Annotated in this window: 19 protein-coding genes; 5 read left to right on the forward strand and 14 right to left on the reverse strand. The window is 42.6% G+C overall.

Features of this window, described 5'->3' with window-relative positions:
* Positions 1-86: 86 nt before the first annotated feature.
* The 4 genes from fusA to RR876_RS11690 form a co-directional block, all read right to left on the reverse strand.
* Complete coding sequence (gene fusA / locus RR876_RS11675) at positions 87-2,222, reverse strand: elongation factor G (RefSeq protein ID WP_159128056.1); 2,136 nt, start codon at positions 2,220-2,222, stop codon at positions 87-89.
* Positions 2,223-2,352: 130 nt separating this feature from the next.
* On the reverse strand, positions 2,353-2,823 hold the full coding sequence (gene rpsG, locus RR876_RS11680) for a 30S ribosomal protein S7 (protein WP_004694929.1): 471 nt from the start codon (positions 2,821-2,823) through the stop codon (positions 2,353-2,355).
* Between the two features lie 177 nt (positions 2,824-3,000).
* Entirely contained in the window at positions 3,001-3,375 is a 375-nt protein-coding gene (rpsL, locus tag RR876_RS11685; protein WP_002050319.1) for a 30S ribosomal protein S12, read from the reverse strand.
* 154 nt (positions 3,376-3,529) lie between these two features.
* The gene (locus tag RR876_RS11690; RefSeq protein WP_332478373.1) at positions 3,530-4,987 is read right to left on the reverse strand and encodes an EcsC family protein; all 1,458 of its coding nucleotides are present in this window, start codon (positions 4,985-4,987) and stop codon (positions 3,530-3,532) included.
* 278 nt (positions 4,988-5,265) lie between these two features.
* Here RR876_RS11690 and RR876_RS11695 point away from each other — a divergent pair, with 278 nt between their 5' ends.
* Together RR876_RS11695 and RR876_RS11700 are read left to right on the forward strand one after the other, a co-directional pair.
* On the forward strand, positions 5,266-6,495 hold the full coding sequence (locus tag RR876_RS11695; RefSeq protein ID WP_004694933.1) for a beta-ketoacyl synthase N-terminal-like domain-containing protein: 1,230 nt from the start codon (positions 5,266-5,268) through the stop codon (positions 6,493-6,495).
* Positions 6,496-6,518: 23 nt separating this feature from the next.
* Positions 6,519-6,971: a CopD family protein gene (locus RR876_RS11700; protein ID WP_005011820.1), complete on the forward strand. Its 453-nt coding sequence runs from the start codon at positions 6,519-6,521 to the stop codon at positions 6,969-6,971.
* An 81-nt stretch (positions 6,972-7,052) separates the two neighbouring features.
* On the opposite strand, the gene RR876_RS11705 is transcribed toward RR876_RS11700, so the two are convergent.
* The 5 genes from RR876_RS11705 to RR876_RS11725 all read right to left on the reverse strand — a co-directional run bounded on the left by RR876_RS11705 (position 7,053) and on the right by RR876_RS11725 (position 12,721).
* Positions 7,053-8,159 carry an acyltransferase gene (locus RR876_RS11705; protein WP_332478372.1) on the reverse strand — a complete coding sequence of 369 codons (1,107 nt, stop codon included), beginning with the start codon at positions 8,157-8,159 and terminating at the stop codon, positions 7,053-7,055.
* 187 nt (positions 8,160-8,346) lie between these two features.
* Positions 8,347-9,789 carry an amino acid permease gene (locus RR876_RS11710; protein WP_004984251.1) on the reverse strand — a complete coding sequence of 481 codons (1,443 nt, stop codon included), beginning with the start codon at positions 9,787-9,789 and terminating at the stop codon, positions 8,347-8,349.
* A gap of 141 nt (positions 9,790-9,930) precedes the next feature.
* The gene (locus RR876_RS11715; protein ID WP_004694941.1) at positions 9,931-10,290 is read right to left on the reverse strand and encodes a RidA family protein; all 360 of its coding nucleotides are present in this window, start codon (positions 10,288-10,290) and stop codon (positions 9,931-9,933) included.
* Positions 10,291-10,327: 37 nt separating this feature from the next.
* Positions 10,328-11,425 carry an alanine racemase gene (gene alr, locus RR876_RS11720; RefSeq protein ID WP_332478371.1) on the reverse strand — a complete coding sequence of 366 codons (1,098 nt, stop codon included), beginning with the start codon at positions 11,423-11,425 and terminating at the stop codon, positions 10,328-10,330.
* A gap of 36 nt (positions 11,426-11,461) precedes the next feature.
* A complete protein-coding gene (locus tag RR876_RS11725; protein ID WP_332478370.1) occupies positions 11,462-12,721 on the reverse strand; it encodes a D-amino acid dehydrogenase in 1,260 nt (419 codons plus the stop codon).
* 137 nt (positions 12,722-12,858) lie between these two features.
* Here RR876_RS11725 and RR876_RS11730 point away from each other — a divergent pair, with 137 nt between their 5' ends.
* The gene (locus RR876_RS11730) at positions 12,859-13,323 is read left to right on the forward strand and encodes an Lrp/AsnC ligand binding domain-containing protein (protein WP_004694947.1); all 465 of its coding nucleotides are present in this window, start codon (positions 12,859-12,861) and stop codon (positions 13,321-13,323) included.
* 85 nt (positions 13,324-13,408) lie between these two features.
* Entirely contained in the window at positions 13,409-14,152 is a 744-nt protein-coding gene (locus RR876_RS11735) for a sporulation protein (protein WP_332478369.1), read from the forward strand.
* Positions 14,153-14,233: 81 nt separating this feature from the next.
* Here RR876_RS11735 and RR876_RS11740 read toward each other — a convergent pair whose 3' ends face one another.
* The gene (locus RR876_RS11740) at positions 14,234-14,878 is read right to left on the reverse strand and encodes an HAD-IA family hydrolase (RefSeq protein WP_332478368.1); all 645 of its coding nucleotides are present in this window, start codon (positions 14,876-14,878) and stop codon (positions 14,234-14,236) included.
* Between the two features lie 93 nt (positions 14,879-14,971).
* On the opposite strand from RR876_RS11740, the gene RR876_RS11745 reads away from it, so the two are divergent.
* Entirely contained in the window at positions 14,972-15,739 is a 768-nt protein-coding gene (locus RR876_RS11745) for a hydroxymethylpyrimidine/phosphomethylpyrimidine kinase (protein ID WP_332478367.1), read from the forward strand.
* Between the two features lie 21 nt (positions 15,740-15,760).
* Here RR876_RS11745 and RR876_RS11750 read toward each other — a convergent pair whose 3' ends face one another.
* From RR876_RS11750 to sugE (RR876_RS11765), 4 genes are all read right to left on the reverse strand, one after another.
* A complete protein-coding gene (locus RR876_RS11750; protein WP_332478366.1) occupies positions 15,761-16,846 on the reverse strand; it encodes an energy transducer TonB in 1,086 nt (361 codons plus the stop codon).
* Between the two features lie 167 nt (positions 16,847-17,013).
* Entirely contained in the window at positions 17,014-17,508 is a 495-nt protein-coding gene (locus RR876_RS11755; protein WP_332478365.1) for a methylated-DNA--[protein]-cysteine S-methyltransferase, read from the reverse strand.
* A 33-nt stretch (positions 17,509-17,541) separates the two neighbouring features.
* On the reverse strand, positions 17,542-17,859 hold the full coding sequence (gene sugE, locus RR876_RS11760; RefSeq protein ID WP_332478364.1) for a quaternary ammonium compound efflux SMR transporter SugE: 318 nt from the start codon (positions 17,857-17,859) through the stop codon (positions 17,542-17,544).
* 82 nt (positions 17,860-17,941) lie between these two features.
* The gene (gene sugE, locus RR876_RS11765; protein WP_005400191.1) at positions 17,942-18,259 is read right to left on the reverse strand and encodes a quaternary ammonium compound efflux SMR transporter SugE; all 318 of its coding nucleotides are present in this window, start codon (positions 18,257-18,259) and stop codon (positions 17,942-17,944) included.
* Between the last annotated feature and the right edge of the window lie 64 nt (positions 18,260-18,323).

Consider the following 18,323-nt stretch of genomic DNA (forward strand, 5'->3'; position numbering starts at 1 on the left):
TCCTTTTTAAACTACTCATGCAGGATCACTGCATGAGCACTTGGTTTTTAACTATGAATTAGTTTGGGCTTATAGTAATCGAAAGATTACTCGTCGTCACCTTTTTTACCGCCAGACTGGAATTTAGAAATGATGCCTTCAGCCACGTTACGTGGAGTTTCAGCATATTTAGCAAATTCCATAGAGTATGTTGCACGGCCTTGAGACATAGAACGCATTTGAGTCGCGTAACCAAACATCTCTGCAAGTGGAACTTCAGCTTTAATTGCTTTAGTACCGCCAGGCAAGTCATCCATACCTTGAACCATACCACGACGACGGTTTAAGTCACCCATGATATCGCCCATGTAGTCTTCTGGAGTTTCTACTTCAACTTTCATGATCGGTTCAAGCAAGATAGGATCTGCTTTCATGAAACCGTCACGGAATGCGTAAGAACCTGCCATTTTGAACGATAATTCGTCCGAATCGACATCGTGGTAAGAACCGTCAAACAATGTAGCTTTGATGCCAACAACTGGGTAACCAGCAAGGACACCATTCTTCATACGCTCTTGGATACCTTTATCCACAGCACCGAAGAATTCTTTAGGAACTACACCACCAACAACTTCTTCAACGAATTCGTAATCTTTTTCTGATTCAGGATCCATTGGCTCTAAACGTACGTATACGTGACCAAATTTACCTTTACCACCAGTTTGACGTACGAATTTACCTTCTTGTTCAACTGTCTTCTTGATCGTTTCACGGTAAGAAACCATTGGTTTACCAATGTTTGCTTCAACACCGAATTCACGCTTCATACGGTCAACAATGATGTCAAGGTGAAGTTCACCCATACCAGCAATAATTGTTTGACCTGACTCTTCGTCAGTACGAACGCGGAATGATGGATCTTCCTTAGCCAAACGACCTAAAGCAATTGACATTTTTTCTTGGTCAGCTTTAGTTTTTGGTTCAACAGCCAATGCAATTACTGGCTCTGGGAATTCCATACGCTCAAGTGTGATGACATTTTTCTCATCACAAAGTGTATCACCCGTAGTAACGTCTTTAAGACCTACACACGCAGCGATATCACCAGCACGAATTTCTTCAACGTCTTGACGATCGTTCGCGTGCATTTGCACGATACGGCCGATACGTTCACGTTTAGATTTAACTGGGTTATAAACAGAATCACCTTGTTTAAGAACACCAGAGTAAACACGTACGAAAGTTAAGTTACCTACGAATTTGTCGTTCATGATTTTGAACGCAAGCGCAGAGAACGGAGCTTCGTCAGATGCTTCACGAATCGCTTTAGTTTCAGCTTTGTCGTCAAGAACACCTTCAATCGCTTTAACTTCTGTAGGCGACGGTAAGAATTCAATTACTGCGTCCAACATACGTTGAACACCTTTGTTTTTGAACGCTGTACCACAAAGCATTGGTTGAATTTGACAAGCCAAAGTTTGAACACGTAGACCAGAAACGATATCTTCTTTAGATAATTCGCCTTCTTCTAGGTATTTGTCCATTAGCTCTTCAGAAGCTTCAGCAGCAGCTTCAACCATGTTTGTACGCCATTCTTCAGCAGTAGCTAGAAGTTCAGCCGGGATTTCACCGTATTCGAACTGCATACCTTGTGAAGCTTCATCCCAAATGATCGCTTTCATTTCGATCAAGTCGATTACGCCTTGGAAGTTTTCTTCAGCGCCAACAGGGATTACTACAGGTACAGGAGCTGCACCTAAACGTGTCTTCATTTGTTCAACAACACGGAAGAAGTTTGCACCAGTACGGTCCATCTTGTTCACGAATGCTAAACGAGGCACTTGGTATTTGTTCGCTTGACGCCATACAGTTTCAGACTGAGGTTGTACACCACCTACAGCACAGTAAACCATACACGCACCATCAAGAACACGCATAGAACGTTCAACTTCAATTGTGAAGTCAACGTGTCCCGGTGTATCAATTACGTTGATACGGTGTTCAGGGAACTGTTTAGACATACCTGACCAGAATGTAGTCGTAGCAGCAGAAGTAATGGTAATACCACGTTCTTGCTCTTGCTCCATCCAGTCCATTGTTGCTGCACCGTCGTGTACTTCACCAATTTTGTGAGATACACCTGTGTAGAACAAAATACGTTCTGTAGTTGTGGTTTTACCCGCATCAATGTGCGCAGAAATACCAATGTTACGATAACGAGAAATTGGGGTTTGACGAGCCATGATTTCTTGCATTCCTAAATTTTGTTGTTTAAAACAGGCGCTTTAAGCTGACGAACAGCTTAAAGCGATTCGATGACAGTTTGGCGTAAACCAAGCTGCCACCCTCCTGAATAGGGGCTGTTTTAGTCGCTTAGAAGCGGTAGTGAGAGAATGCTTTGTTGGCTTCAGCCATACGATGCACGTCATCACGTTTTTTAACCGCTGCGCCTTTACCTTCAGCTGCATCAAGCAACTCACCAGCAAGACGTAAAGCCATAGTTTTTTCAGAACGCTTAGCAGCAGCATCTACTAACCAACGCATAGCTAAAGCAGTACGACGGGATGGGCGTACTTCCATAGGTACTTGATAAGTAGCACCACCAACACGGCGTGCTTTTACTTCAACCATAGGACGAACTTTTTCAAGAGTAGTCTCGAAAAATTCAACTGGGTCTACTTTGTTTTTTTCTTGAACGCGGTCTAAAGCACCGTAAACGATACTTTCAGCAATAGATTTTTTACCATCTTGCATTACGTGGTTCATGAATTTAGCGATTGTTTGGCTGCTGAACTTAGGATCCGGAAGGATTTCACGAGCAGCAACTACGCGACGTCTTGGCATTTTAAACTACCTATATATATGACACTTCAGGTTAATCCAGCCGTAGCACAAAGTGTCATGTGCTTTCGCTGGCCTTACTACACGTCGCTTGAATTTCACAAAATTAATGCAGAAATCAGACAAGCGAGACGATAAAGGATTGCAGTTCTAGCGAACTAAGAAGTTAATCTCGAAAGATTATTTCTTAGGACGTTTAGTACCGTATTTAGAACGAGACTGGTTACGATCTTTCACACCAGCACAGTCTAAAGAACCACGAACGGTATGGTAACGTACACCTGGTAAGTCTTTAACACGACCACCACGGATAAGAACAACACTGTGCTCTTGTAGGTTGTGGCCTTCACCACCGATGTAGCTAGAAACTTCAAAGCCAGAAGTTAAACGCACACGGCAAACTTTACGCATTGCTGAGTTAGGTTTTTTAGGTGTAGTTGTGTAAACACGTGTACAAACACCACGACGTTGTGGACAAGCCTTCAACGCAGGAACTTTAGATTTTTCAACTAAAGTCGTACGACCCTTACGGATCAACTGATTTGTTGTTGCCATTTGGCAATTCTCCCGTTAATAAAAAACCCAAAAAAAGACGACTTTTTGAGGGCATGCAATTGTAAGCTAAGACGTAAAAATGGTCAACATTTCAAACTACATGTAATGTTGACCAAATCAAGGCTTTTACAAATTTCTATCTATTTTAAAGGGTTTATTTTTTACTTGGCGCATTTCGTCTTTTTGTAACCTTTTTTTCAGTCGGCTCTACAGCCGGTTTCGCGGCGAGTTCTGAAGCCGTACTGGGTTCATTTCCCGTAAAAGACTCATTATTGTTCTGTGTGGTCTCTTCAATCTCATCCACTGGGTATAAGTCTGCAAGATCCTCTTCCACTTGTAGGGCTGGTTGCTGCGGTGCGACAGCATCGTGGGGTTCAACCATTTGATCTGCAAGCTGTTCCAACCCTTGTTGAACACGTTCTTCGGTTGCGACAGGCTCTGTCACTTTGTCGGACTTTTTCTGGATTTTAACCTTGGCAATGCTTTGATGACCATTTAACTCCACTTCAGCCCCAATTTTCAAATCTGAGCTATCGGTATCTGATGTACTGCGCTGTGACAGCAGTCGTGGCGAGGCCTTCACCAAAAGCTCAAGTGAGCGTTCATATGCTGTTAAAGCACTCAGACTGGTATCTTTTTGTTGAATGATATACTGGCGGGCTTGTGAAAAAACCAGTTGTGCTTTTTGGTGTACATCATCAACAAGGCGCCAACTATAGGCTGCACTCACCCCTGCACTGACAATTGGTGTGAGTTTTGCCAGCTTATTCAGTAGTGATAGGTTGGCAATCGACTGCCCCCATTTCAACTGACCATCGGCATTGGTCAACCATTTCTTTAAGGCTTCAATGTCATTACTTGAACCTAAAAGCTGTTGTAACTGAGAGACATCATGGGTTTGCAAGGTACTTGAAATGGCTTTTATTGCCATCAACAAAGTTTGTTTTTCCGCAATCAGCCCAAGATCAATCTGTTTAAAAATGAACTGCACAATGTCTTGATCGGACTCTTTAGTTAAGTCAAAGCCATAAGAACGCCCCACTTGGTAAATCATACGTAACGACATCACCAAGGAAGCAGGGACATCTACGGTTGAGCCCACAAAGCCTGTTGCACCAGTCAATGCGCCTTGCAAGATAGCAATAATTTTATTTTGTTCAGACAATGCCAGACTAATCCGTTTTGAACGGTCGACATCTTGGGTCAGCATTTCTAAATCACGCACGCCCGCTTCATCTAAAACGGCATCGACTGAGCTCATACTCGAGCTAAATTGATTGAGCTGGCTAAAAAAATAATCTGCGGCTTTATCGGAAAGTTGTGGCGACACAAAATGCGCGACTCGATTTGCGTTGACATAATGACGTCCTAATAAATGACGTGATACTGTCGGTAGATGGTCTCTTAAGACTTGCTGCGGGTGTTCATAACGCTTATTTTTCGATTTTGTTTTTGTACTCGCACTATCACCAGTTGTAGCATTGGTCAGTGCTGAAGCCGTATCTGGGCTCACTTGGTTTAATATGTTTAAACCTGTATGGCTGAGCTTTTTAGCCACTCCGAAGGCATTTGAAAAGAAACCACTGCGCTGTTTATTGTTTGAATCCGCCATTCCGTACCCCGTACTTTATAATCTTTCATTTCTAGCTAAATACTAGGTGTAGTACGCATTTATCTCAATAAGAATATGTGTCTTTTAGTAAAGTTGAAATGCCCTACTCCCGATTTGAACACAAGTCAAATTGGCATAGGATTTGCCATAAGAATTAAAAATTCTTTCTGCTATTATGATCTGCATTGAAAACATAAGAGTTGCAATTGGCTTAGAAATAAATTGTTGATTCATCTTTAAGCGCAACTCTGCAAAACCACCATATAAGGGATCTTTAAATGAAACGTGTAGTAATCACTGGCATGGGTATCAACTCATGTATCGGTAATACTTTGGAAGAAGTTACTCATGCATTACAAAACGGGATTTCTGGGACACGTTTTAACCCAACCTATGCTGAACTCAATTTTAAAAGTCATATCAGCGCTGCTGCTGAACAAGACTTTGATGGTATCGACCGTAAGCTAAAACGCTTTATGGGTGTTTGTGCCATGTATGCATACAATGCTGCAGTTGCTGCAGTTGAAAATGCAGGCTTAACAGCAGAGCAAATTGGTGGCAATCCACGCTATGGTATCGCGGGTGGTTCAGGTGGTGGTTCAACTGCATCTGTAGTTGAAATGAAAGAATTGTTAGACACCAAAGGCGCACGTAAAGTTGGTCCGTTCTTCGTACCTCGTAATATGTCGAACACAATTACGGCAAACGTTGGCGTTGCTTTTAAAATGCAAGGTGTTGCACACACCATTACCAGCGCATGCGCAACGTCTGCTGATGCAATTGGTTATGCCTACAACCTCATTCAACTCGGCAAGCAAGACTTAATGCTTGCAGGCGGTGGTGAAGAAGATCACTGGTCTCAAAGCTTGTTATTTGATGCGATGGGTGCACTGTGCTCAAAATACAATGACACACCAGAAACAGCGTCTCGTCCTTACTCTGCTGACCGTGACGGTTTCGTGATTGCTGGCGGTGGCGGTTTTGTAGTGCTTGAGTCTTTAGAGCATGCGCAAGCACGTGGTGCCAACATTTTGGCTGAAGTTGTGGGCTATGCGGCAAACTCTGACGGTGCAGACATGGTTGCGCCATCGGGTGAAGGTGCGACACGTTGTGTACTGATGGCACTTGAAGAAGCAAAACAACACGGCGTAGACAAAATTGACTATGTGAATACGCATGGTACGTCGACGCCTGCTGGTGATATCACTGAATTGAAAGCAATGGAACGTGCATTTGGCGAAGGTCAAGTTCCTCCACTGAGCTCGACCAAGTCAATGACAGGTCATAGCTTAGGTGCTGCTGGTGTACAAGAAGCGATCTACTCAGTCCTAATGATGCAAAATGACTTTATTGCACCCAACATCAACGTGACTGAACTGGATGAAGGCGCAAAACCATTTGATATCGTGCTTGAAAAACGTGACGCAAAATTGAATACTGTGATGAGTAACAGTTTCGGTTTTGGCGGCGTAAATGCATGTCTCATTTTCAAAAAGTGGGAAGGCTAAGCCGCCCATTTTAGGGTGACTTGATGGATGCTCCTTCTGATGCTTTTTTGTGGGTAAAAGCATTACATATTATTGCCGTGGTGTGTTGGTTCGCTGCATTGTTCTACTTACCACGGCTCTATGTTTACCATGCCATGAGTGATGATGCCGTCAGTCATCAACGTTTCGAGGTCATGGAACGTAAGTTGTACCGTGGCATTATGTGGCCATCGATGATTGCAACACTGATCACGGCACACTTCTTGGTGGATTGGGGTGATGCAACGCGCCACTACCACGAAGCCTTGTGGTTCTATCTCAAAGTCGGCTTGGTTGGACTGTTGGTGATTTACCATTTTGTTTGCGGTTATTACCGTAAGAAATTGATTGGTCATGCGCACTACAAGTCACACAAATTTTGGCGCTTCTTTAATGAAATGCCAACCCTAATTTTATTTGCCGTGGTGATTTTAGTGGTGGTGAAACCAACATTTTAAAATCCCACACTTAAAAAGCCCCGATTGATTCGGGGCTTTTTAATGCCTATAAAAAATTAACAGCGCAGCTAAAGATCCGCGCTACGAGCGTATCCAAGATTGACGAATTTTTAAATTGAGCGGGGTCGAATAATATTTCTCAATCGCCCAACTCAAAATAAACACCGCGATAAAATAAACAGGCAACAACATCAGCTTTTCAGCCGCTAAAGTTTCTTTTGGGAAATACACCACTTTCATTAAGCCGAGAATAATCAAATGAAACAGATACATTTCATAGCTACGCTGTCCAATCCAGACCAAACCCCGTGCCGCGTATGAAACAGGTTTAACTTTCGGGTCTTGGGTAAAACACAATATGAGTAAAGCCGTAAGTAAAGCAAATACGCTGATGCTCCAAGTAATCACCTCTTTGATGGGTGCATAAAAATATAAAGCGGTCATTAGAAACGCTGTTACTGCAACAATCATTTTTTGATTGTAAATTGCACCTTTAAAATGTTGCGCATACATTGCGGTGAGGCAGCCAATGGCAATTCCATCAAAGCTAGAAAAATAATGATACAGATAAGCACCACTTTCTTCACCAAAATGGAGGGCACGAAAATATGGTGCATACGCGATGACAGCGAGCAGAAAAACAATAATGCCTTTGCCTCGACCAAGCCCTAAACACAGGACAGGAAATGCTAAATAGAAGACCTCTTCAACCGATAAAGACCACAATACGCCCAAGGCATAGTTCACCCAGCCGTATTCAATAATCAATAGATTCATCCAAAAACTCAAAGCTGAAAGAACAGTCACAGCATAGGACACCTCTACGCCATTGGGCGACTGATTGATAAAGGGTTGTAATCCTAAACTTCCGAGCACACTGACCATCGCGACCAATAACACCAAACACGGCATGATTCGGGCAATACGACGAATATAAAAATCTTTCAGCTTAATCTGCGTCAAAGATCCACTACGCTGTAAAGTATGCTGGGTAATCAAAAAACCTGAAATGACAAAAAACATGGTCACACCATAGTTGCCGTTTCGGGCAATCAAGGTACTTAAGCTCTCGCCCCCAATGGGGATGCCGAGAAAGGTATCGTGTAATTTATACGGAATATTGAAATGGTGAATCAGCACCAACAGGATGGACACGCCACGCAGGAGGTCAATTTTATAATTACGCATAAATCATTATTAAAATTTTAAAGTGCCTCATTAAAAGTGAAATCGCCTGATTTAGACAGCTTTTATATATAAAATCATACAATGATCTAACACTGAATTAGAACCCATTGATTCAGCTCAAGCAAAAAGAAAGCCCTGCTTATGCAGGGCTTTCTTTCAAACATCACGAGTACAGGATAAGTATTACTTAGTTGTCCAATTGTTGCCCTAACAGACGTTTTTTCATACGCGGTTTGTACAGCAGTTGATACGTCACGGCTAAAATAATCACCCATAGTGGACTGATCATGAGTGCACGAAGAGTATCCGCCTCTAAACTCAAAATAATCAACGTAAAGAACAAGAAGATTAAGACCACATAAGACATCCAAACACCGCCCGGCATCTTAAATGTCGATTTTGCATGGAGCTCAGGACGCAATTTACGGTAGCGGATATAGCACACCATAATAATGCTCCAAATACTGATGAACAGAATCACACACAATGAGCTGGCTAATGTAAAGGCTTCAACGGTGTTCGGTACAAAGTACTGTAGCGCCGCACCTGCCATGATAAAAGCACATGAGAAGAATAAGCCTTTTGCTGGTACCGCACGTTTTGACAGACGCGCTAGGCTCTGTGGAGCTTGCCCTTCTCTTGCCAAACCAAAGAGCATCCGCGATGTAGAGAACACACCACTATTCATTGAAGACATCACTGAAGACAGCACCACCAAGTTCATAATGATGGCTGAAGTTGGAATACCTGCATGTAAAAATAGTGAAACGAACGGGCTTTGATCCGCAGGAATTTGATTCCACGGCGTCACCGACATCACTACAAACAGCGACAAGACATAGAACAAAATGATACGGGTTGGAATCGCATTCACTGCTTTCGGTAAGTTCTTTTCAGGGTCTTTGGTTTCAGCAGCCATGGTTCCAATCAGCTCTACACCTACAAAGGCAAAGAGTGCAATTTGGAAGCCTGCTAAAAAGCCACTGCCACCTTGAGGGAACATACCACCATGCGACCAAACATGACTAAAGCTTGCAACTGAACCGCCCGGTGCTTGGAAATGGCTAAACACCATAAAGCCACCAATCACGATCAGCCCTAAAATGGCTAAAATTTTGATTAAAGCAAACCAAAATTCAATTTCACCAAAGAGTTTCACGGTCAGCAAATTTAACCCAAGGACAAACAGCACACAGCCGACACTGATTAGAGCCTGCCCCATGGGAGTAAAGGCCATGTCTGGCGGGAGCCAAAAGCCGAGATAGTTAATAATGGCTGCCAAGTCCGCAATACCAACCAAGACCCAACCGAGCCAATAGGACCAACCGATATAGTAACCCGCACCCGGCCCAATCAGATCATGAGCCATGTCGATAAACGACTTATAGTGCAAATTTGACAATAAAATTTCGCCCAATGCACGCATTAGGAAGAAGAACATGGTCCCGATAATCATATAAATGATCAGAATAGAAGGACCAGCAAGAGAGATGGTTTTGCCCGAACCCATGAACAGGCCCGTACCAATCGCGCCACCAATGGCAATCAATTGCAGGTGGCGGTTGGATAATTTCCGTTGTAATTCATGCGATGATGCATTTGCACCGTCAGCTTGTGGGGTAGTCGTCATAATTTAACATCCTGTTAAAGTCCTTTTTTGCGTATAAACCATGTTCATACAGTGCTCGTTATCCTAACGGGCGGCATTTATACGCTCATCAGCACTTCGGTTGAAACCCAAGCGCTGATATACACGGGGAGAGTTTAAAAATTAGTTTTGTGCAGCCGTCACTGCAATTTCGATCAACCAATTTGGATTAACCAAATCAGCCTGAATCGTGGCACGTGAAGGCGCTACACAACCATTCATCCAATCAATCCAAATTGCATTGACTGTAGAAAAATCAGAGAGATTTTTGATGTAAAGCTGAGCAGATAACAAACGTGATTTATCTGTATTTGCCAAAGCTAAAAGCTCATCAATTGTTGCTAAAATTTCACGGGTCTGACCTGCGACATCATTGTCGGTATTTTTTGGCACTTGCCCTGACAAATACACCACTTGATTAAACACAGTGACTGCACTCATGACTTCGTTGGTGTTGAATTTTTGAATGTCTGAATGTGACATAGGTCTTTCCTTGTATGAAACTGTATAAAAATAAAACTTAATCTTGGATAAAATTGACACGTGCAGTGACAGCGCACATCAGCTCATAGCCAATCGTGCCTGAACCTGCTGCGACTTCATCAATGCTGAGCATAGTGCCCTGTTTCGATGTACCCCACAGCACCACTTCACTGCCGACTTGGGCATTTGGAAGGTGAGATAAATCGACCGCCAACATATCCATGCTGACACGTCCGACTAAACTACTGCGTTGTCCATCGACTAAAATAGGTGTACCTGTTGCGGTAATCCGTTGATAACCATCGGCATAACCACAAGCCACAATACCCACACGCATGTCGGTTTCAGCAATGAACTTTGAGCCATACCCGACGCTATCGCCTGCTTTTAACTGCTGAATGGCAATCAGCTCGCTGCGCAGACTCATGGCAGGTTGCAAGTCCCAGTCCTGAATCGAATGGCTTGGATAGTCTGGAGAGCTGCCATAGAGCATGATGCCGCTACGGATCACATCCGACTGCAACTGTTCATGGCGTAAGATGGCTGCACTGTTGCTAACTGAACGTGCACCTGGTAGATCATGGATAATGGCATCAAATAACTGACATTGATGCGCAATGCCGTCACGTCCAAAACGCTCACCATCGGCATCCGAAAAATGCATCATATGGGTTAAACGTTGAACTTGAGGCAAGCTGGAAAGCTGCTGCCACACTTGACGGTACTGTTCAGGACGGAAACCCAAACGGTTCATGCCGCTGTTCATTTTTAAATAAACATCGAACTGTGCCTCTAAAGGAAAACGTGCTAACCATTCAAGTTGATATTCACTATGAATACTGAAGCTTAGACTTAGCTCATGGCAGTCAAATAGATCTTGCTCTGAAAAAATACCTTCGAGTAACAGAACTGGGCCTGTCCAGCCCAAAGCACGGATGCGTTTCGCCTCTGCCAAATCGAGCAGCGCAAAACCATCGGCAGATTTGAACGCTTGATAGACGCGTTCAATCCCATGACCATAGGCATTGGCTTTAACCACCGCATAGACTTGGCTATTCGGCATTTTAGTGCGAGCAACATTTAAATTATGCTGCAGTGATTGGCTATGAATCACTGCAGTAATTGGACGTGGCATTTTCTTCTTCCTTGAATCAATATGGCCTAAAACGAGTTAGGCTGCTGAAGGGTAACGTTGAATCGATAGACCTTCAGTACTGATGTCTGGTTGATGATTCATCACCAAGTCACTAATAAGCTTGCCTGAACCACATGCCATGGTCCAACCCAAGGTGCCGTGTCCTGTATTCAAGAATAGGTTTTTAAAACGAGTCGCACCAATGATTGGCGTAGAGTCTGGTGTCATTGGACGTAAACCCGTCCAGAAACTTGCTTCAGCTAAGTTTCCACCTGGGAATAAGTCTTGAGTGACCATCTCCAAGGTTGCACGGCGGTCTTGATTTAAACCGTGGTTGAAACCACTCAGTTCAGCCATACCCCCCACACGGATACGTTGGTCAAAACGCGTAATGGCAATTTTATAAGTTTCATCAAGAACCGTAGACTGCGGTGCAAATGCAGGATCTACAATTGGAATGGTCAATGAATAGCCTTTGACAGGATACACAGGCAAATTCAAATTCAATGGTTTTAAGAAATCACGTGAATAACTACCAAAAGCAAGCACATAACGGTCTGCTGTAAGCACTCGACCATCAACCACTACACCTTTGATTTCATCCCCTTCAACCACTAGTTTTTCAACATTTTGGTTAAATTTAAATTCTACGCCCAAGTCTTTCGCAAGATTTGCCAAAGCATTGGTAAATAGGTAACAGTCACCTGTTTCATCATTCGGTAGGTGTAAACCACCAACCAGTTTGTCTTTAGCATAGGCTAAAGCTGGCTCGACTTTGGCTAAGTCATCTTTTAATAATAATTCGTAGTCGACGCCACATTCTTTTAACACTTGGATGTCACGTTGTACTGCATCAAGCTGTGCTTCATTACGGAAAACCTGCAAAGTTCCTTTCGCACGGTTTTCATAGTGAATGCCTGTTTCTTTACGCAGTTCACGTAAGCAGTCACGGCTGTATTCAGCAACACGGGTCATACGCTCTTTGTTAATAGCATAACTTTGTGGATTGCAGTTTTTCAACATTTGCGCCATCCAGTTCAACTGCCACATGCTACCATCGATGTTAATCGCTAAGGGTGCATGGTGTTGGAACATCCATTTTACGGCTTTAAACGGAATACCAGGTGCAGCCCACGGTGTAGAATAACCTGGAGAGATTTGCCCTGCGTTACCAAAGCTAGTTTCTTCAGCAGGACCAGCTTGACGGTCTAAAACCGTAACGCTTGCGCCTTGTTGTGCAAGGTAATACGCACTTGCAACACCGATGACACCACTACCTAAGACAATTACACGCATGACTGATCCCTTACACACACTAGTTTATTTCACTAGTATATTTTTAGGTTAATAGTTTTTTTCACTGTTTTTAACATTATAATCTAGGTAAATCGCCATTTTTGTCGCGCTAAAATTCTAAACATAGGAAATTTATAATGCGTAAATTAGATCGGATTGATCAGCAGATTTTAGACATTTTGCAACGCGATGGACGAATTGCGATTAGTGAATTGGCCTCTCGCGTCAACCTCTCAACCACGCCGTGTTCAGAACGTGTCAAACGCTTAGAGCGCGATGGTATTATCATGGGTTACTACGCACGCCTCAATCCACAACTGGTCGATCGAAACTTATTGGTGTTTTTAGAAATTAAGCTATCTGCCAAGTCTGGCGATGTGTTTGATCAAGTGGCACGTGACTTGGTCGAAATTCCTGAGGTTTTAGAATGCCATCTGATCTCAGGTGAATTCGATTATTTGGTCAAAGCCCGTTTAAAAGAAATGAGTGCCTACCGACGCCTATTGGGCGATTTACTAAAAAAACTCCCCTCTTCAGCGTCATCGCACAGTTATATTGTGATGGAAGAAGTCAAAGAAAGTTTTTATTTGGACATTCGCTAACAGCTTATTAAAAATATGCGTCTTAAAAGTGCATTCACTTTAAATATTTAAAGCTTATTGATTCCCTAATTGGAAGTTCTGCACCATGTTTAACAAACTCATGTCTAGTCTTGGCTTACAAGGCATTCAAGTGGATACTCGTCTACACACCACCGCACCACAAGCGGGTCAAGCCATTCAGGGTGAGGTTATTTTTAAAGGTGCCGCGTCTAATAAAATTATCAACGGTATTTATTTAAAGCTCATGACCACAGCTGAAGTTGAGTCAGACGATGCTAAATACAATAGTGCGTTAAGTATTGCCGAATGGCACATTAGCGGGGCTTTTGAGTTACAAGCCCATCAGTCACATACGTTTCCTTTTTCGATTCAACTGCCCTTTGAAACGCCAGTTACAGATGTGCCTTGCCGCATCAATAAAACCCGAGTGTGGTTACATACGCATCTCGATGTGGACTGGGGGCTCGATGCCACTGATAAAGACTATTTACAAATATTACCGACACCGGCTATGCAGGCGTTTATTCAAGCCATGCAGCAATGTGGTTTTCAATTGATGAGCGTCGATGTTGAAAAAGGTCAACTACGTGGCCATGGCTTCCACTCGAGCATTGGTTGTTATCAAGAACTTGAATTTAAACCTACGCAATTGTTCAACAGTATCAATGAAGTTGAAGTGTCCTTTGTGGCAGAGCAACATCAAACCCATGTGCTTTTGGAAGTGGATCGTAAATTTCGTGGTGATGGCTTCAACAGCCTTAGCATTCCGCATCAGCAGGCCAATCCAGCACTTTTAGTGAATGAAATTAGACGCATGCTAGGCATTTAATTTTTAATCCCTGCGAACGACTGTTTCAATATAGAAAAGTCGTGCGCAATCGAAAAAGACGTTATTTAAATCCTATCTGAGTTAAATCAAGTCCAAGACATCGGCAAAGGTTCTAATTCGCGCTTTAGGTGCGGCTTCCGTCAACTCTTGATCAGAACCATAACCGTATTCCACCGCAATGGTTTCAATGCCGTTGCGACGTGCACCCAAAATGTCATGCTCACGATCGCCAACCATCAGACATTCTTCTGCTTTTAACTGCTCTTTTTCTAAAATATAAGCAATCAACTCTCCCTTATTGGTCCGCTCACCATTCAATTCACTGCCATAGGGATGAATAAAGTATTGCAGTAAATTGAAATGCTCTAAGATTTGACGGGCATAGACTTCTGGTTTTGCTGTCGCCAAGTACAAGTGATAGCCCTGCTCAGTCAGTTTTTTTAAGGTGGGTTCAACATCGGCAAATAAATGGTTTTCATATAAACCTTTCACCGCAAAGCGCTCACGATAGCCCAATAAAGCTTGCTCTGCCAAAACATCGTCCACTGCAACATTTAAGAGTTTTGCCAAAGACGCTTTTAGTGGTGGCCCAATAATCCAGTCAATGTTTAGATCTTCAGCAATGGGATGTCCGGCTTTGTTTAAGCCATAACGCGCACTGGTGGTAATGCCAACTTTCGGATCTGTTAATGTTCCATCTAAATCTAGCAAAATATGTTTAATCACAGCTGATCCTTCTTAGGCTTTAAATAAAATACTATCGAGAGTTCTGCTAAAGTTGCCTATACTATCGCAAATTTTCGCAACAAGGATATTTCTGTGCGCGCAACCGTACTGTGCTTTTCTGGTTTAGACCCTTCAGGTGGTGCTGGTTTACAGGCCGATATCGAAGCGATTGGTCAAAGTGGTGCGCATGCAGCCATTGCGTGTACAGCACTCACTGTTCAAAACTCGCAACAAGTGTTTGGCTTTGAAGCGACGTCAAAAGAATTGCTGTTAGCTCAGGCGCACGCTGTTGTCGGTGATTTACCGATTAAAGCCGTAAAATCTGGCATGTTAGGCACCACAGATAATATTGCAGCACTGGCTGAGTTTCTACGTGAACATCCTGAGTACAAGTATGTACTCGACCCTGTTTTAGTGGCGAACAGTGGGGGTTCATTGGGTGATCAAGCAACCTTAGTCAAAGCCTTTGTTGAGCTGATCCCATTGGCGGACATTATTACCCCAAATACAGTTGAACTACGAGCGTTAACAGGTCTTGATGACTTAGATGCCGCAACGCAAAAACTGTTTGAAATGGGTGCCAAAGCGGTATTGGTGAAAGGTGGTCATGAAGACACACCAGACTATATTCGCAATGCCCTGTTTGTGAATGGTGAGCTCATTTCTGAAACTCGCTGCCCGCGTTTAGCCGGTGAATATCACGGTTCAGGTTGTTCGCTGGCAAGTTTTATTGCTGGTCGTTTGGCGCAAGGTAACAGTGTTAAAGTTGCAGTACATCATGCCGAAACATGGCTCTTTGGCGTATTAAAACAGGCAGAAACACCTGTTGAAGGCGGTCAAAAAATTCCGAAGCGCTTTTAAAATAGAACGTCATAAAAGCATTTATGAATTTAGCTGAATTGGTAACTGCAGCTTTGTAATCACGGGTTTACCTTTCAACATAGGTGGCTGAAATTGCCACCTTTTTACTTCTGTTAAAATAAGCCATGCAACAAAATCCTGCTGTGAAGAAATAATTCTTGGTAACTGTACAAAACCCTTTTGATCCACATAAAATTCTAGCAACACCTGATCACTACTACTTTTTTTTATTGTTTCTGTGGTAAAACGCGGTAAGGGGCGATATAAAGCTTTAGGCATGTAATCTAATTGCGATGCAGGTGTGAAATGATCTTTTTTCTGAGTAATTAAATTTAATATCTCTTTTGCAGTATGACTTAATTCTGTATCTCTATCATAATGATTAAAATTATATTCCTTTGTAATCACAGCCCAACTTGGTTGATGATCCTTATAAGCAGGTGAAAATTTCCAAGATGCTAAAGAGGCTTGTGCGGCCAAGCCAAAAGTTGGCTCTGTTGCAGAAATAACTTCTGATTCAACCACTTGGCCTTCTGGGTTAATAACAATATAAACTTTAGCAGATCCTTTCTTATTTTGTTCTAATAAATCCATAGGATAAATTACAGGGGCAACAATACGCATTTGCGGAGCTTGATCATATTGTAAATATTCGGGTAACGATTTAGACGCTTTAGGCATTATAAAAGGTGCCGCATCACTCACTGATTTTCCCTGAGGAATCCCTGTAAAATTCAGCTCTTGCAGAAAGGTCATATCCTCTGGCAAAGGTTGAAGTCGACTATTTAGAATTGCTCCAACTGCGACTTGTTCTAGATCAGGATGAGCCGATTGCTCAACACGTACATGTTGAACCGTACCATTAGTATTTGCCCGAACCTTCAGTACAACCTTACCGCCATTTGCGAAGCGCTCTAAATTTTTAGGATAAACCAGCTGAGGGGTTTTTATATATTGAGGAATAAAGTTTTGATGTTTTTTATCTAATTTATTTTCAAATTCAACATCATTTTTGCTATCCACATTTACCGAATCTTTGGCATGTACATAATGATGCACCCCACCTGCATATACTATACAGAATACTAAAAGTTTAATAATTTTCATTGCCCCAGAAACCTTATCTCTATTTAATAATTTTCATAATTATCAATTTAAACAAATTGATCAGCTTGACCGAACACATAATGCTCTTGAGTTATATAATTTATATTTAAGAAAATAAATACTTTTATAATAAATAACTTACATCACGATTAAAAAATAAAATACGATCAATTTATTGTATCTTTCTTCTGTTCTAATTTTAACAGCACACCTTTATTGTCCAGACCGCCTGCAAAGCCAACCAATTTTCCATTAGCCCCTACAACCCGATGACACGGTGCAATAATTGAAATCGGATTTTTGCCATTGGCTGCACCCACTGCACGAACGGCTTTTACATTGCCGATCTGTAGCGCAATATCTTTATAGCTTCGGGTTTCACCAAACGGAATTTGCAGTAAAGCCTGCCAAACTTGCTTCTGAAAATCTGTCCCCGCAAAATCCAAAGGCAAATCAAAACATTGACGCTTTGCCGCAAAATATTCGCTCAACTGTCGTTCAGTTTCCAGCAAAATCGGATGCTGATTGTGTTCAATCAACTCAGCTAAGCGTACCCGTTTTGGGTTTTCATTTTCCCACAATACGGCAACCAAGGCTTGATCATGTGCCACCAGTCTCAGTACCCCGACAGGAGATGGCATATATTTAAAAAATAAGCGCATGGTTCACCACAAAAATTGTCTATGTATGCAATATTATGACGATGAAAGTTTCATCAGTACAAGTCCAGAAATGATTAAAACCGCTGCGAGCATCCGCATGGCATTGGCTGGTTCACCCAAAATCAAAATCCCAACCAAAAATGAACCAATCGCGCCAATCCCTGTCCAAACGGTATAGGCAGTGCCCAAAGGTAAGGTCTTCATGGCATAAGACAGCAGCGCAAAACTGGCCACCATAAATACGAGGGTTAAAATACTCGGCGTCAGCTTGGTAAAACCATCCGATACTTTCATTGCATAAGCCCAAACCACTTCGAGCAAACCTGCGACAATTAAAACCACCCATGCCATACGCAATACACCTTTTATTCAGAGCAAAAACAACAGAGCTTCAAACGAAGGATCGCTTGAAGCTCTACATATTTGAATGAATTTAGCTTGATGAGAGTTTCATCAAAATCAGGCCCGATACAATCAGCACCGCAGCAAACATCCGCATAGCAGTTGCGGGTTCACCTAAAATAAAAATCCCCACCAAGAAAGATCCAATCGCACCAATCCCAGTCCAAATGGTATACGCGGTCCCTAGCGGCAATGTTCGCATTGCATAGGCCAGTAAACCAAAACTTAAAATCATGAACACAATGGTGATGATGCTGGGTGTAAGTTTACTAAACCCTTCAGACAGCTTCATTGAATATGCCCAAACGATTTCAAACAGACCCGCAAAGATAAGAAAAACCCAAGCCATGCTACTGACTCCTCTTCACTAGAGTCAGGCCGTCCTGACGAATTTTCTCAATATGAGGGAGGTC

This window comes from Acinetobacter sp., from assembly GCF_036666595.1.
GTDB lineage: Bacteria > Pseudomonadota > Gammaproteobacteria > Pseudomonadales > Moraxellaceae > Acinetobacter.

What these genes read in the sequence shown, in the direction of transcription:
- RR876_RS11715 (WP_004694941.1), bottom strand. Translation starts at nt 10,290, where the DNA reads ATGTCACATTCAGACATTCAAAAATTCAACACCAACGAAGTCATGAGT.
- alr (WP_332478371.1), bottom strand. Translation starts at nt 11,425, where the DNA reads ATGCCACGTCCAATTACTGCAGTGATTCATAGCCAATCACTGCAGCAT.
- rpsG (WP_004694929.1), bottom strand. Translation starts at nt 2,823, where the DNA reads ATGCCAAGACGTCGCGTAGTTGCTGCTCGTGAAATCCTTCCGGATCCT.
- fusA (WP_159128056.1), bottom strand. Translation starts at nt 2,222, where the DNA reads ATGGCTCGTCAAACCCCAATTTCTCGTTATCGTAACATTGGTATTTCT.
- RR876_RS11735 (WP_332478369.1), top strand. Translation starts at nt 13,409, where the DNA reads ATGTTTAACAAACTCATGTCTAGTCTTGGCTTACAAGGCATTCAAGTG.
- RR876_RS11730 (WP_004694947.1), top strand. Translation starts at nt 12,859, where the DNA reads ATGCGTAAATTAGATCGGATTGATCAGCAGATTTTAGACATTTTGCAA.
- RR876_RS11755 (WP_332478365.1), bottom strand. Translation starts at nt 17,508, where the DNA reads ATGCGCTTATTTTTTAAATATATGCCATCTCCTGTCGGGGTACTGAGA.
- rpsL (WP_002050319.1), bottom strand. Translation starts at nt 3,375, where the DNA reads ATGGCAACAACAAATCAGTTGATCCGTAAGGGTCGTACGACTTTAGTT.
- RR876_RS11710 (WP_004984251.1), bottom strand. Translation starts at nt 9,789, where the DNA reads ATGACGACTACCCCACAAGCTGACGGTGCAAATGCATCATCGCATGAA.
- RR876_RS11750 (WP_332478366.1), bottom strand. Translation starts at nt 16,846, where the DNA reads ATGAAAATTATTAAACTTTTAGTATTCTGTATAGTATATGCAGGTGGG.
- RR876_RS11690 (WP_332478373.1), bottom strand. Translation starts at nt 4,987, where the DNA reads ATGGCGGATTCAAACAATAAACAGCGCAGTGGTTTCTTTTCAAATGCC.
- RR876_RS11700 (WP_005011820.1), top strand. Translation starts at nt 6,519, where the DNA reads ATGGATGCTCCTTCTGATGCTTTTTTGTGGGTAAAAGCATTACATATT.
- RR876_RS11725 (WP_332478370.1), bottom strand. Translation starts at nt 12,721, where the DNA reads ATGCGTGTAATTGTCTTAGGTAGTGGTGTCATCGGTGTTGCAAGTGCG.
- sugE (WP_005400191.1), bottom strand. Translation starts at nt 18,259, where the DNA reads ATGGCTTGGGTTTTTCTTATCTTTGCGGGTCTGTTTGAAATCGTTTGG.
- RR876_RS11705 (WP_332478372.1), bottom strand. Translation starts at nt 8,159, where the DNA reads ATGCGTAATTATAAAATTGACCTCCTGCGTGGCGTGTCCATCCTGTTG.
- RR876_RS11695 (WP_004694933.1), top strand. Translation starts at nt 5,266, where the DNA reads ATGAAACGTGTAGTAATCACTGGCATGGGTATCAACTCATGTATCGGT.
- sugE (WP_332478364.1), bottom strand. Translation starts at nt 17,859, where the DNA reads ATGGCATGGGTGGTTTTAATTGTCGCAGGTTTGCTCGAAGTGGTTTGG.